Source organism: Labrys monachus, assembly GCF_030814655.1.
GTDB classification, from domain to species: Bacteria; Pseudomonadota; Alphaproteobacteria; order Rhizobiales; family Labraceae; genus Labrys; species Labrys monacha.
This window is the reverse complement of record NZ_JAUSVK010000001.1, coordinates 2,474,707-2,488,517: the sequence shown is the minus strand read 5'-3', so window position 1 is coordinate 2,488,517 and position 13,811 is coordinate 2,474,707. Positions and strand designations below refer to the sequence as shown.

The following is a 13,811-nucleotide window of genomic DNA, read 5'->3' as shown; positions in this document are numbered from 1 at the left end:
ATCAAACATTCACTTTGCCAATCAAGAACATAATGAATATGCCGCATAGAGTGTCCGGCGGGCGGCTTGCGCAACGCCGCCTTTCGTATAGGCGAGGCCGGGCTGGGGATCGAGCATGAAGATCATTTACAAGATCGCGACGGCGCAACAATGGCGCGCGGCCGAGGAGAAGGGCCGCTTCGACGGGGCGCCGGTCGACATCGAGGACGGCTTCATCCATTTCTCCGATGCGGCCACCGTGCGCGAGACGGCGGCCAGGCATTTCGCCGCGCAGGAAGGCCTCGTCCTCGCCGCCGTCGATGCGGCGAGGCTGGGCGATACCCTCAAATGGGAAGTCTCGCGCGGCGGCGCCCTGTTTCCGCATCTTTATGCTTTCCTGCCGCTCGATGCCGTGCTTTGGACGGTGCCGCTGCCGCTGGACGGCCTCGGCGGCCATCTGTTTCCGACGAACCTTCCATGATCGCAGCTTTCTTCCCGCTGATTCGCCCGCTGCTGTTCCGGATGGACCCGGAACGCGCCCATGAGCGGACACTCATGGCGCTGCGCACGCTGCCGCTCCCACCGATGGCCCCCGATCCGCCGAGGCTGGCGGTCCGCGCCTTCGGCCTCGACTTTCCCAATCCCGTCGGCGTGGCCGCCGGCTTCGACAAGAACGGCGAGGTCGTCGATCCCTTGTTCCGCCTCGGCTTCGGCTTCGTCGAGATCGGCAGCGTCACGCCGCGGCCGCAGGAAGGCAATCCGCGCCCGCGCCTGTTCCGCCTGCCGGCCGACCAGGGCGTGATCAACCGCTTCGGCTTCAACAATGAGGGCCACCAGGCCGTGCTCGCGCGGCTCCGGGCGCGCAAGGCCGGCGGCATCCTCGGCGTCAATGTCGGCGCCAACAAGGACAGCGAGGACAAGGCGGCGGACTATGCCGCCGGCATCGTCGCCTTTGCGCCGGTCGCCTCCTATTTCACCCTCAACATCTCCTCCCCCAACACGCCCGGCCTCAGGGACCTGCAGAAACGCGAAGCGCTCGACAGCCTGCTCGCCCGCGTGGTGGAGACGCGGGACGAGATCGCGCTGAAGGCGCCGCGCCGGCCTCTCCTGCTCAAGATCGCGCCCGACCTCACCGCCTATGAACTCGACGACATCATCGACGTGGCGCTCGGCCGCGGCATCGACGGCATGATCGTCTCCAACACCACGATCGCCCGGCCGGACAGCCTGAAGGACAAGGAGACGGCGCGCGAAGGCGGTGGGCTGTCGGGAGCGCCGCTGTTCGATCTCTCCACCCGCGTCCTGGCGGAAGTCGCCCGGCGGGTGGCCGGCAAGTTCCCCCTCATCGGCGTCGGCGGCATCCATTCGGCGGCGACGGCCAAGGCCAAGCTCGAAGCCGGCGCCACGCTGGTGCAGCTCTATTCGAGCCTGATCTACAAGGGGCCGGGCCTGATCGGGGAGATCAAGCGGGGGCTGTAATCCCGCCGGGACCGCAGGCGCCTCGCCTGCTCTTGGAAACGCTGCATTGCAGCAAGAGTCATACGGTCTCGAAGAGGGGCCATGAAATCCAGTCGGGAATGGCATTCGCGGGGTACCTCCCCCATTGGGAAGCTGGCGAAGTACCTCAGGCGATTTGCTTTCGCCTCGCCGATTCCCTTCCGCGCGCCGTCGTCGATCGATATCTGGCCGATCTTGCCTCCTGGCCCGAAAGCAAGGCGAAGATCGAGGAGCGAAGGCGCATAGAGGCCGTCCTCGATCAAGGCCATGGCGAGGCCTTTTTGGCGCGGTCTGACATCGGTGCGATCGTCGAGGACGCCATGCTGTTCTTCGACGGCATACGCTACCATCTGCACGCATGGTGCGTGATGCCCAATCATGTCCACGCCTTGGTGACACCCCTGGCGGAACACAGCCTGTCTTCACTGGCGCATGCCTGGAAATCGTTCTCAGCTCACCGGATCAACCAGGCATTGAATCGCGACGGCCAAGTCTGGTTCAAGGAGTATTTCGACCGCAGAATACGCGATGAACGCCATTTTTAGACCGCATGCTTCTATATTGAGCAAAACCCTGTCAAGGCTCGCTTGTGCAGCACGCCGGAACAATGGCGCTTTTCGAGCGCCTCAAACCATCGAACGAAACGATAATTCCCGGGACCGCTGGCGTCTCGCCTGCTTCTGGAAACGCGGCGCTTCCGGAAAGAGCAGGCGAGACGCCTGCGGTCCCGGGAGCATCACGCCGCTTTCGGCGCCGGCTTGAAGCGCTGATAGAAGCGTTCGTCCTTCACGGCCATCGCACGCAGCAGGCCGTTGGGCTCGAATCGCGGCCCATGGGCGGCGGCGAGCCTGTCGCACAGCGCGACGAAGGCCTTCGTGCCCATGCCGTCGATATAGGACAGCGCCCCGCCGGTGAAGGGCGCGAAGCCGAAGCCGAGGATCGAGCCGACATCCGCCTCCCGCATGTCGGTGATGATGCCGTCCTCCACCGTCCGCGCCGCCTCCAGGGCCTGCGTCACCAGGAAACGATGCTTCAAGGTGGGGATGTCGATGGTGTCCGGATCGAGCTTGGCCGGCTGCAGCTCGGCGAGCCCCGGCCACAGACGCTTGGCGCCGACGGCCGGATAATCATAGAAGCCCTTGGCGTTCTTGCGGCCGAGCCGGCCATGCTGGTGGAGCATGGCGTCGAGCAGCCGCTCCTGGGCGGGATCGACGGCGTCCGGACCGAGATCCTTCTTCGCCGCCTGCAGGATCTTCCAGGCGAGGTCGATGGCGATCTCGTCGTTGAGCGAGAGCGGGCCGACCGGCATGCCCGCCGCCCGCGCCACATTCTCGATCATCGCCGGCGGCACGCCCTCGCCCAGCATCAGATGGCCTTCGCGGATATAGTTGAGCACGCAGCGATTGGCGAAGAAGCCGCGGCCGTCATTGACGAGGATCGGCGTCTTACGGATCAGCCTGACGAAGTCGAAGGCGGTGGCGATCGCCCCGTCGCCGGTGTTTGCGCCCTTGATCACCTCGACGAGCAGCATCTTCTCCACCGGCGAGAAGAAATGGATGCCGACGAAGCGCGCCGGATTGTTCGAGGCCGCGGCGAGCGAGCCGATCGGCAGCGTCGAGGTGTTGGACGCGAAGATGGTGTCCGGCCCGATCGCCGCCTCGACCTTGGCGATCACCTCAGCCTTGACGCCGCGGTCCTCGAACACCGCCTCGATGACGAGATCGACGCCGGCGAGCGCGCCATAGTCCGGCGTCGCGGTGATGCGGGCGAGCAAGGCGTCCCGCTCCGCCGTGGTGGCCCGGCCCTTGCGGATCTGCCCGGTGATCAGGCTCTCCGAATGGGCCCTGCCCTTGTCGGCCGCCTCCTGGTCGCGGTCGACGAGCACGACGTCGAGCCCCGCCAGCGCGGCGACATAGGCGATGCCGGCGCCCATGAAGCCGGCGCCGACGACGCCGATGCGCTTCAGGCCGGCCTTGGGCGCGGCCGGCCGGCGGGCGCCCTTGTTGAGGTCCTGCATCGAGACGAACAGGGTGCGGATCATGGCGCCCGCCTCGCGGCTGCGCAGGACATGGGCGAAATAGCGCGATTCCACCCTCAAGGCGGTGTCGAAGGGCAGCTGAAGTCCTTCATAGACGGTCTGCAGCAGGGCGCGCGCCGCCGGATAATTGTCATAGGTCTCGCGGCGGTAGATCGCGTTGGCCGGCGGGAAGACCATCGTGCCGGCCTTGGAATAGACCGGCCCGCCGGGCAGGCGGAAACCGTCGACATCCCAGGGGGCGATCGGCGAGCCGCCGACGCGGATCCAGTCCTTCGCCCTGGCGACCAGTTCGCCGCGGGGCGCGAGGGCATGGATCAGGCCCATCTTCTGCGCCTGCGCCATGCGCAGCTGCTCGCCCTTGAGCAGCATCTGCAGGGCCTGGTCCGGCTTCATCAGGCGCGAGACGCGGATGGTGCCGCCGCCGCCGGGGAACAGGCCGACCTTGATCTCGGGCAGGCCGACGCGGGCCTTGTCGTTGTCGGCGGCGCCGATGCGGTAGTGGCAGGCGAGCGCCAGCTCGAAGGCGCCGCCGACACAGATGCCGTCGATCGCGATGGCGAACGGCTTGCCGCAGGTCTCGAGCCGGCGGAAGAGCTGCGACAAGGCGCGGCTGTCGGCGAAGAAGACCTCCATCGCCTTCTCCTCGCCGATCTCGTGCCGTGCCGCCTCGTAGCGGCGCCCCAGCCCTTCGAGCATGGTGAGATCGGCACCGCCGGAAAAGCTCTCCTTGCCGGAGGCGATGACGCAGCCCTTGATCGCCGTGTCGGCGACGACGTGGTCGACGATGCCGCCGAGTTCCTCCATCGCCGTCGGGGTGAAGACGTTCATCGAACGGTCCGGCATGTCCCAGATCGCGAGGGCGATGCCGTCGGCGTCGACGTCGAAGCGGAAATTGACGAGTTCCATCACACCCTCTCGATGATCGTGGCCGCGCCCATGCCGGCGGCGACGCACAGCGTCACCAGCGCCACCGACTTGCCGGTTCGTTCCAATTCGTCCAGGGCCGTGCCGAGGATCATCGCGCCGGTCGCGCCGAGCGGATGGCCCATGGCGATGGCACCGCCGCAGGGATTGACGCGGGCGGGATCGAGGTCGAAGGCCTGCATGTAGCGCAGCACCACTGAGGAAAAGGCCTCGTTGATCTCGAAAAGGTCGATGTCGGCGGTGTTCATGCCGCATCTGCGCAGGATCAGCTCCGTCACGTCGACCGGCCCGGTCAGCATCAGCGCGGTGTCCGACCCGATCGAGGCGGCCGCCCTGAGCCGGGCGCGCGGCTTGAGGCCGAAGCGGCTGCCGGCTTCGGCGGACCCCACCAGCACCGCCGCGGCGCCGTCGACGATGCCCGAGGAATTGCCGGCATGGTGGACATGCTCGACCTTCTCGACTTCCGGATGCGACTGCACGGCCACCGCGTCGAAGCCGCCCATCTCGCCCATCTCGACGAAGGCCGGCCGGAGGGCGGCGAGCGACTGCATGGTGGTGGAGGGCCGCATATGTTCATCCCGGCCGAGGATGACGAGGCCGTTGACGTCGCGCACCGGGATCACCGAGCCGCCGAAGCGGCCTTCGTCCCAGGCCTGCGCCGTCCTGCGCTGCGATTCGACGGCATAGGCGTCGACGTCGGAACGCGAGAAGCCGTATTTGGTGGCGATGAGGTCCGCGGAGATGCCCTGCGGCATGAACCAGGTCGGCACCGCGCTGGAGGGATCGAAGGCCCAGGCGCCGCCCGAGGCCATCATGCCGATGCGCGACATGCTCTCGACGCCGCCGGCCGCCACCAGGTCCTTCTGGCCGCCGGCGACCTGGCCGGCGGCCAGGTTCACGGCATCGAGGCCGGAGGCGCAGAAGCGGTTGATCTGCACGCCGGGCACCTTCTCGCCGAGCCCGGCATGCAGCGCGGCGATGCGGGCGATATCGCCGCCGGCCTCGCCGATCGGGTCGACGCAGCCGAGGATGACGTCCTCGACCGCGTTCTCGGGCAGTTCGCTGCGCCTGGCGAGCGCGGCGAGCGCCTGGCTCGCCAGCGACAGGCTCGTCACCTCGTGGAGAGCGCCGTCGGCCTTGCCGCGGCCGCGGGGCGTGCGCACCGCATCGTAGATGTAGACATCGGTCATCGGGCGATTCCTCCCTGGGACCGCAGGCTTCCAGCCTGCTTTCCCGCAAAGACAAAGAGCAAGGGCAGGCTGGAAGCCTGCGGTCCCAGGATCAAAACATCTCCATCAGAACATCTCCGCCGGCAGCGCCATCACCCCGCCGGCACCGGCGCTGACGCGCGCCAGGCGCAGGCCGGTCTCCGGCAGCAGGCGTTCGGCGAAGAAGCGCGCGGTGACGAGCTTGGCCCTGGCCAGCGGATCGTCCCCCTTCGCCAGCGCCGCCTTCGCCATGCGCGCCCACATATGGCCGAGCGCCACCAGCCCGAAGAGGTGGAGGTAGTCGGTCGAGGCGGCGCCGGCATTGTCCGGCTTGCCGAGCGCGTTCTGCATCAGCCACATCGTCGCCTGCTGCAGATGTCCGGCCGAGACCTTCAGGGGATCGATATGGGGCTTCAGCGCCTCGTCCGCCGCATGGCGGCCGAGAAAGGCCTGGAGCTCGCCGAGATAGGCCATCATCGCGCGTCCACCGTCCTTGGGCAGCTTGCGGCCGACGAGGTCGAGGGCCTGGATGCCGTTGGCGCCTTCATAGATCAGGGTGATGCGGGCGTCGCGCACGAACTGCTCGACGCCGACCTCGGCGACATAGCCGTGGCCGCCGAACACCTGCTGGCTCTCGATCGCGCCCCTGAGGCCGTTCTCGGTGAGCATCGCCTTGACGATCGGCGTCATCAGGCCGAGGCGGTCGTCCGCGGCCCGTCGGGTGGCCTCGTCCGCGGCGCGGCGGTGGATGTCGGCCTGCAACGCCGTCTCCAGCATGAGGGCGCGGCCGCCCTCGTTGAGCGCCCGCACCGTCATTAGCATGCGGCGGACGTCGGGATGGACGATGATGGGATCGGCCGGCTTGTCCGCCTGCTTGGCGCCGGTGAGCGCGCGGCCCTGCAGGCGCTCTTTGGCATAGGCGGCGGCGTTCTGGTAGGCAGCCTCGCCGACCGCCAGCCCCTGGACGCCGACGGCGAGGCGCGCCTCGTTCATCATCACGAACATGGCGGGCAGGCCCCGGTTCTCCTCGCCGACCAGCCACGCGCTCGCCCCGTCATAGTTCATGACGCATGTGGCGTTGGCGTGGATGCCCATCTTCTCCTCGATCTTGCCGCAGGTGACCGCGTTGCGCGCGCCGATGGTGCCGTCCGCGCCGACCAGGAATTTCGGGCAGACGAACAGCGAAATGCCCTTGGTGCCGGCGGGCGCCCCTTCGATGCGGGCGAGCACCAGATGCACGATATTGTCCGTCAGGTCGTGCTCGCCGGCCGAGATGAAGATCTTCTGGCCGCTGAGGCGATAGGAGCCGTCCGGCTGCTTCGCCGCGCGGGTGCGGATGAGGCCGAGATCCGTGCCGCAATGCGGCTCGGTCAGGTTCATGGTGCCGCTCCACTCGCCCGACACCATCTTCGGTAGGTAGGTCGCCTTCTGCTCGTCCGAACCATGCTCCAGCAAGGCGGCGATGGCGCCCTGCGTCAGGCCGGGATACATGCCGAAGGCGAGGTTGGCGCCGGACGCGAACTCCTGCATCACCGCGTTCAGCACCGCCGGCAGGCCGAGGCCCCCGAACGCGGTCGGCACCGGCAGGCCGATCCACCCGCCGGCGCGATAGGCCTCATAGGCCTCGCGGAACCCCTTGGGGGTCGTCACCGACCCGTCCTCGGCGCGATGGCATCCCTCGCGGTCGCCGCTGGCGTTCAGGGGCTGCAGCACCGCCTCGCAGAGCCTGGCGCCCTCGACGAGGATGGCACGGACGGTATCCGCGGAGACGTCCTCGAAGCCGGGAAGGCCGCTGTAGCGCCCGATCTCCAGCACGTCCTCCAGGAGGAACATGACGTCCGCGACGGGCGCTTTGTAGACGGGCATCGTTCTCTCCTATTTCGGCTGCCGGGCGAGGCGGGCGCGCACGACTTCGCACGCATGGGTGAGCTCGGCACGGGCCTGGTCGAGGTCGCGCCGCTTGCGCTCGAGCTCCGCGAGCTTTTCCTCGAAACGGCCGAGGGCGACGCGCAATTGCGTGGCCTGGCCGTCGCCGAGATCGTAGAGGTCGAGCATGGCCCTGACGTCCTCGAGCGGGAAGCCGACATTGCGGCCCATCAGCACGAGCTTCAGCCGGGCCCGGTCCCGACGCGAATAGAGACGCTCCTGCCCCTTGCGCGCGGGAGCGAGAAGGCCCTTCTCCTCGTAGAAGCGCAGCGTCCGCGCCGTGACCCCGAATTCGGCGGCGAGGTCGCGGATCGTGAAGCAGGTCTTGCGGGAAACAATCCCCTGCGCCGGCGTTTCCCCCTCGCGACTGCCGGCCTCGGTGAACGTCATCAACGTCATCGCCTCGTCTTACAGGTCATGGGAGGCGAAGCTATTTACCGTTTACGTCAACGTCAAGACAAACCCCCGTGGTCATCCGCCACAGTGCCTTGACCGCCCGCGTGGCATACCTTGCCGGCTTTCGGGAATGGATTTGATGTTGCCCAGACTTGCGCGGATCCGCGTCACCGCTCTCATCGCCACCGCCTTCGTCGGCAGCATGCTGGTCACCGTTTCCTACGCCCCTGCCCTCTACCGCGCCTTCTGCGACGCGACCGGCATCGACGGCACGCCCAAGCGCGCAGGCGACGTCCTGAAGCCGAGCGCCGACGGGCATCAGGCACGGCGCAAGCTGACGGTGTTCTTCGATACCAATGTCGCGCCCGGGCTCGACTGGGACTTCAAGCCGGAACAGCGATCGGTCGAGGTCGAGGTCGGCATCCCCGCCACCGTCTATTTCGACGCCAGGAACAAATCGGCGCAGACGCAGGTCGCGCGTGCCGTCTACAACGTCACGCCGAGCGGGGTCGCCCCGTATTTCTACAAGATCCAGTGCTTCTGCTTCACCTCGGAAAAGCTGGCCCCCGGCGAATCCGCCCAGATGCCGGTCGTCTTCTATCTCGACGACGCGATGCTCGCCGACGAGAACGTCCAGAAGATCAACGACGTGACGCTGTCCTATACCTTCTACAACCAGAAGGGGCTGCCGGCCGACGACGTCGCCGCCGCGCGCGACCTCAAGGCCGGCTCCGCCGCCGAGGCGAAGCAGAAGCTCACCGCCGACACCAGCTTCGTGAACGATGCCGTCCGCCGCGAGGAACCGTGATGTCGTGCCGTTGAAGGAGGCTCCAGGACGGAGCGAGCCTGCCGTGACGCCGTGTTTGCGCCTTTCTCTTCCTGGGAGCGCGGTCGTCCCGACCGCTTCTTCCCATCCTGTCGACGCCGTGTTTCAAGCGCGGATGGACAGTTCGGCTGCGCCGTCCGGATTCGCTCCAAAAGGAACAGATGGATCAACGCAACGTCAAGATACGATGCATCGGCGGAACAATACCGAAACCAGAGATCGCGGAAACCTTTGAACACATCCTTGTCGGGTCTGTCGACTTCCTCTACGACGCTCGAAGCGGCTATCGCTGAGGCTGATGTCAATGATTGGGCACCGCGTTTTCCTCCTCAACTGGCTTGCGCTGGCTGCCTTGCTTCTTGCGCCGTCCACAAGGCGGTCGCAGCAGGACGACGCCCTTCACGCGACGTTGGCAAAGCGTCCGGCATGGCTTTTTCACCAAAGATCGTGTCCCGCCGACGCCTTCGGGACGCAACCCGATCTCGCCTTGGACTCGGATGTCGATTGCAAGGCCGATCAGGCCACCTGTCTGCTCCAATGCCAAGTGGGGGACGCCTTTAGCTGCTACTGGCTGGCGGTGGAACTGCAGAGGGAAGACCCGCGGAAGCGGAGAACCGACGACTACAACGCACTGTTTCACCGCGCATGCGAACTCGGCACGCCATCCGGATGCACCAACCGCGCCGCCGCGATGATGGATGACGGCCCGGCCTCTGCGCGTTGCGTCACGCGCTCCTTCGAGATCGCCTGCAAAGCGCACGATCCGTGGGGGTGCTCCATGTACGCGCTCGAACTCTATCGGGGCGAGGGAACCGCCCGCGATCTAAGCGCAGCCAAGGCCGCTCTGGCCGACAGTTGCCTGAATGGCGACATCGATCCTGCCTGCCGGGCCGCAAAACGCCTCCGTCTCGAAATCGAGCATGGGCCTATCGAGTCGCATTAGATCACTGCGCCTTGTCGCCTGTTGGCGCCCTCCGATTCAGCGTGAGCCGTCGAAGCAGAAGGGCGAAACTTGATCCTGCTTCTTATGATGGCGTGCCTTTCTCGGGAAACATCCGCTTCAGCGCAGGCCGTCCTCGCCCTTGACGGCGTCCTTGGCGAGGCCGCCGACGCGCGGCAAAGGCCGGCCGCTATCGGTGACGACGACGGCGACGACGATCTCGTCGGCGCGGGGAGCATCGGGCACGCGCACCTCCATGCCGTCGAAATGGCTGCGGACATAGGCGGCATCCTTGTGGCCGAGCGGCACGTCGAGCACCCCGCCGAGGCCGCAGCGCTTCTTCGAGGAGGGAATCAGCGCGGCGCCCTTGCCGAGCACCTTGCGCACAGGCGTGCCGAGCTTGGGATGCAGGATGGCGGCCGCGTGCTCCAGCTCACCGTTCTCGCCCACCGCCGCGGCCTTGCCGTAGCTCTCGGCGTCGGCCCCGTCGATGCCGAGCGCCGCCACGGCGCGTTCGGCCAGGAGGCCGCCCAGTTCCTCGCCGATCTCGATCAGCGGCGTGAGGTCCTCGACATAGCGGCCGGCGAAGGGATTGGCGATCACCGCCACCGCGGCGGCACGGCGGGTCGGCGGGTGGATGGGCCGGTCCATCTCGGCGTGGACTTCCTCGACGATAGTGACGATCTTGCGGATCCTGGCGGATGTGGCGGGCTGCATGGCGGGGTTCCGGAAATTGGGATCTGTCGGGCGGATATCAGGATCGGGGGCGGCCGTTGCCGGCCGCGAGGGGTAGAAACGGCAGGCCGCTCATCGCAGGCCGTCCTCGCCCTTGACGTCCTTGGCGGCGAGGCCGCCGACGCGGGCATGGATGCGCGGGCCCGTCGTCATCACCAGCACCACCACGATCTCGTCCGCCTTCGGCCCGTCGGGCAGGCCGACCTCCATCGCGTCGAAATGGCTGCGCACATAGGAGGCGTTGACATGGGTCACGGGCACGTCGAGGCGGGCGCCGGGCGCGCCGAGCTTCTTGGTCGAGGCGACGATCGCCTTGGCGTCGCCGAGGATCTCGCGCATGGCGTAGCCGCCGGGCACATGCCAGAGGGCGCCGTGCTCGAGCTCGCCGGCCGCCCCGACGATGGCGCCCTTGCCATACCCCTCGACGATCTTGGGATTACCGCCGAGCGCCGCGAGCAGCGCCCTGGCCATCTCGAGCCCCAGCGGCTTCAGGTCTTCCATGAAGGGCGCGATCTCCTCGACGTAGCGGCCGGCGAAGGGATTGCGGATGGCGCTGAGGATGGCGCCGCGCCGAAGCGGCACCGGGCTGGCCGGCCCGCCTTCGTGGAAGATCTCCTCGATGATGATGGCGCGCTTGCGCAGGAGGATTTCAGGCATGTCGGACTGCTTCCGGTTGGATGGGAGAGACGAGCGGATGAGAGGCTGGCACGAGGCGCGTCATGCCGGCAAGATGGAGCGCCGCCGCGACGATGAGGCCGCTATCGGCAAGATCCTGCGCCATCGCCGCACCCGAGGCCAGCGCCCGCCCGATCTCCTCCGGGCAGAGCGGGCCGACGTGGCGGGTCACCGGCCTGTCGCCGAGATCGCTGTCGGGCTGGAGGTCGCGGGCCGCCCGCCTGTCGATGGCCGGGTGGCCGGGCAGGTCGACGGCATTGGCGACGATGGTGGCGGCCGCATCCGCCGCGGCCGCGTCGGCGGCCAGCACGGTGACGGCGTCGGCGATGCCGAGCGAGAAGCTGCGCCCCCGCCAGCCCGATGTCGCGATGCCGCGGACCGGATCGGCGGACGCCACCTCGCCTCGGCCGAACAGGCCGGGCCTGTCGGGCCGGTCGACGAGGCCGACGGCGAAGCGCTCGCCGTCGGCGAGATGCAGCGCGATGTCGCCGCCATTGTTGACATAGGCCCGCCGGAGCGGCGCCGCGGCGACCATGGCGGCGAGGACGGCATCCGCGACCGCGCCCGCCACCGCCGCCATCGGCGTGATGTAGTGCCCGGCTGCATGGGGTGCGACGGCCACCTGCATGCGGCGAGCGACATCACTATCGGCGCGCGGACTGTCCGGCCGATGCGGCGCGCGCAGCAACCCGAGCTCGGCGCAGAGCGCTTCGAGGAGCCCGTCGAAGCGCCGCGAAGCGGCCTGATGCGCCGCCCGCACGGCCTCAGCCTGGCCGAAAGCCTCGATGACGAGATCGATCGGGCCGTGCTGGAGATGCAGCCGGCTGCCGTCGCCCAGCCATGCGGCTCGCGGCGGCTCCCTCATCCGTGCGACCTTCTGGCGGCCTGCGGCGAGAAGGGCCAGGGATTGTCGTCGCGATGGCGCAGGCCGAGGCCGCCCCCGAGGCTCGACAGCGGCCTGACATGGCCCATATGGCCGCCCATCGCCTCATAGTCGTCGAGGCGGAGGGTGAACTCCACCGGAGCCACCAAGGCGGGCGTCGGCACATAGCCGAAGGCGTTGGCCGGCAGGCGGGTGACGTCGACCATGAAGGTGATGCCGCCGCCCGGCCAGACATAGACGGGCGCGCCGCCGCAGGTGACATAGGTCAGCGCATCCTTGACCGAGCGTGTCAGCCGCACCGGATTCTCGGTGACGCCGGCCCGCAGCGAGCCGCCGGCCCCGCCGATGAACAGCACGGTGGCCAAAGCCGGCTCGCAATTCTCGCTGATGCGCTCGACCGATTCCACCAGCGCCGCGGGCAGGTCGCGCGGGACGGGCCGCAGGCTTTCGTCGAGTTCGAAATAGGCATGATGCTCGCCGGTGGTGCTGACCATCAGGAGGCGCAGCCCGGGATAGGCCGTCTTGGGATCGAACGCGCCGAGGATGGCAAGGGGATCGTCGATATCGGTGCCGCCCCAACCGGTTCCGGGCTGGGCGACCTGGAAATAGCGCCCGGGAGTCGAGCGCCGGCCCTTCAGGCGGATGCCGGTCTCGGCGATGCCGAGCAGCTTGCCGGCCTGGTGCTCGGACAGGACGCCGGTGATGTGGTCGTCGACGACCACGACCTCGTCGACCTTGCCTTCCCACTGCTTGGCGAAGATGCCGATGGTGGCCGAGCCGCAGCCGACGCGCATGCGCTGCTCGAGCTGGCCGTTGACCCGCGGCGCCTTGCCGGCCTCGATGACGAGGGTGGCGCCGCCGTCGACGGTCATCTCGACCGGCCTGCCGTTGCACAGTTCGAGCAGGGCGTCGCAGGTGACCCGCCCCTCCTTCTTGGAGCCGCCGGTGAGGTGGTGCACGCCGCCGAGCGACAGCATCTGCGAGCCATATTCGCCGGTGGTGACGTGGCCGACCGCCTCGCCGGCGACGCGCACGCTCGCCTGTTCCGGCCCGACGAAGCGGTCGGTGTCGATCTTCACCTTGACGCCGCAATAGGAGAAGATGCCCTCCGTCACCACGGTGACCATGTCGACGCCGTCGACCTGCGAGGAAACGATGAACGGGGCCGGCTTGTAGTCGGGATAGGTGGTTCCCGCGCCGATGGCGGTGACGAACCTCTCCGGTCCCGCCACCACGCCGCCGTCCCAGCCGGCATCGCCGCCGAACGCCACGAGGTCGCCGCCGCCGCTGACCGCGCGCTCCAGGAGCACATGCGGATCGACCCGCACCAGCCGGCCATCGTCGTTGGCGTAGCGGTCGCAGGCGCCGGCCATGCCGGGCTTGATATAGCACATCACCGGACAGGCATCGCAGCGGATCTTGTCGTCGGCGGTCGCAGCAGCGGGAAGCTCGCTCGGGACGGTCATGGCTCAAGCCTCTGCCCCTCGCGAGGGCGGCATATATTCATTTGTATGCTAACAATAATCGCGCTGGAATGCCGCTCCTGTCAAGACCTGGAAGACCGATCCACCGGCAGCGATTTCGGGAGGAGCGCCCCCGGAGCGACGCCCCTGCTCCACCCGTCCTCGTTACGATGAGCGGGGCCCCTCAGTTACGATCGGCGACAAGATGGCTTACGATCTGCGGAGCTTTTCCTTTCAATCTGCGGATCGAGCGCATCAAGCTCGCCTCTGCATGCCGCCCCGATCTGCCATCTGTGGACGATGTGAAGCGGCGATCGCCGA

13 protein-coding genes are annotated in these 13,811 nt (G+C 67.8%); 5 read left to right on the top strand and 8 right to left on the bottom strand.

Annotation, left to right across the window (positions count from 1 at the left end):
* Window positions 1-115 precede the first annotated feature (115 nt).
* The 3 genes from J3R73_RS11230 to J3R73_RS11220 are packed head-to-tail and all read left to right on the top strand — an operon-like array spanning window position 116 to window position 2,021.
* On the top strand, window positions 116-460 hold the full coding sequence (locus tag J3R73_RS11230) for a DUF952 domain-containing protein (RefSeq protein ID WP_307426402.1): 345 nt from the start codon (window positions 116-118) through the stop codon (window positions 458-460).
* On the top strand, window positions 457-1,458 hold the full coding sequence (locus tag J3R73_RS11225; protein ID WP_307426399.1) for a quinone-dependent dihydroorotate dehydrogenase: 1,002 nt from the start codon (window positions 457-459) through the stop codon (window positions 1,456-1,458). Before J3R73_RS11230 ends, J3R73_RS11225 begins: the two co-directional genes overlap by 4 nt.
* 32 nt (window positions 1,459-1,490) lie before the next feature.
* Window positions 1,491-2,021, top strand: coding sequence for a transposase (locus J3R73_RS11220; RefSeq protein ID WP_307426396.1), 531 nt, complete (start codon window positions 1,491-1,493; stop codon window positions 2,019-2,021).
* A gap of 191 nt (window positions 2,022-2,212) precedes the next feature.
* Here the strand turns inward: J3R73_RS11220 and J3R73_RS11215 are convergent, their stop codons facing one another.
* The 4 genes from J3R73_RS11215 to J3R73_RS11200 all read right to left on the bottom strand — a co-directional run bounded on the left by J3R73_RS11215 (window position 2,213) and on the right by J3R73_RS11200 (window position 7,971).
* Entirely contained in the window at window positions 2,213-4,420 is a 2,208-nt protein-coding gene (locus tag J3R73_RS11215) for an FAD-dependent oxidoreductase (protein WP_307426392.1), read from the bottom strand.
* Window positions 4,420-5,628, bottom strand: coding sequence for an acetyl-CoA C-acetyltransferase (locus J3R73_RS11210; RefSeq protein WP_307426389.1), 1,209 nt, complete (start codon window positions 5,626-5,628; stop codon window positions 4,420-4,422). The genes J3R73_RS11215 and J3R73_RS11210 overlap by 1 nt, the downstream gene beginning before the upstream one ends.
* A 105-nt stretch (window positions 5,629-5,733) precedes the next feature.
* Window positions 5,734-7,512, bottom strand: a complete 1,779-nt coding sequence (locus J3R73_RS11205; protein ID WP_307426387.1) for an acyl-CoA dehydrogenase C-terminal domain-containing protein — start codon at window positions 7,510-7,512, stop codon at window positions 5,734-5,736.
* 9 nt (window positions 7,513-7,521) lie between these two features.
* A complete protein-coding gene (locus J3R73_RS11200; RefSeq protein ID WP_307426384.1) occupies window positions 7,522-7,971 on the bottom strand; it encodes a MerR family transcriptional regulator in 450 nt (149 codons plus the stop codon).
* A gap of 136 nt (window positions 7,972-8,107) precedes the next feature.
* Between J3R73_RS11200 and J3R73_RS11195 the strand changes: the two genes are divergently transcribed.
* Complete coding sequence (locus J3R73_RS11195) at window positions 8,108-8,776, top strand: cytochrome c oxidase assembly protein (RefSeq protein ID WP_307426382.1); 669 nt, start codon at window positions 8,108-8,110, stop codon at window positions 8,774-8,776.
* A gap of 322 nt (window positions 8,777-9,098) precedes the next feature.
* A complete protein-coding gene (locus J3R73_RS11190) occupies window positions 9,099-9,737 on the top strand; it encodes an SEL1-like repeat protein (RefSeq protein WP_307426379.1) in 639 nt (212 codons plus the stop codon).
* Window positions 9,738-9,854: 117 nt separating this feature from the next.
* Here J3R73_RS11190 and J3R73_RS11185 read toward each other — a convergent pair whose 3' ends face one another.
* From J3R73_RS11185 to J3R73_RS11170, 4 genes are all read right to left on the bottom strand, one after another.
* Complete coding sequence (locus tag J3R73_RS11185) at window positions 9,855-10,451, bottom strand: amino acid synthesis family protein (protein WP_307426375.1); 597 nt, start codon at window positions 10,449-10,451, stop codon at window positions 9,855-9,857.
* Between the two features lie 90 nt (window positions 10,452-10,541).
* Window positions 10,542-11,126, bottom strand: coding sequence for an amino acid synthesis family protein (locus J3R73_RS11180; protein WP_307426374.1), 585 nt, complete (start codon window positions 11,124-11,126; stop codon window positions 10,542-10,544).
* Window positions 11,119-12,009 (bottom strand): UPF0280 family protein, encoded by an 891-nt coding sequence (locus J3R73_RS11175; RefSeq protein WP_307426371.1) that lies wholly within the window; start codon window positions 12,007-12,009, stop codon window positions 11,119-11,121. Before J3R73_RS11175 ends, J3R73_RS11180 begins: the two co-directional genes overlap by 8 nt.
* A complete protein-coding gene (locus J3R73_RS11170; RefSeq protein ID WP_307426368.1) occupies window positions 12,006-13,493 on the bottom strand; it encodes a 6-hydroxynicotinate reductase in 1,488 nt (495 codons plus the stop codon). The genes J3R73_RS11175 and J3R73_RS11170 overlap by 4 nt, the downstream gene beginning before the upstream one ends.
* Window positions 13,494-13,811 lie beyond the last annotated feature (318 nt).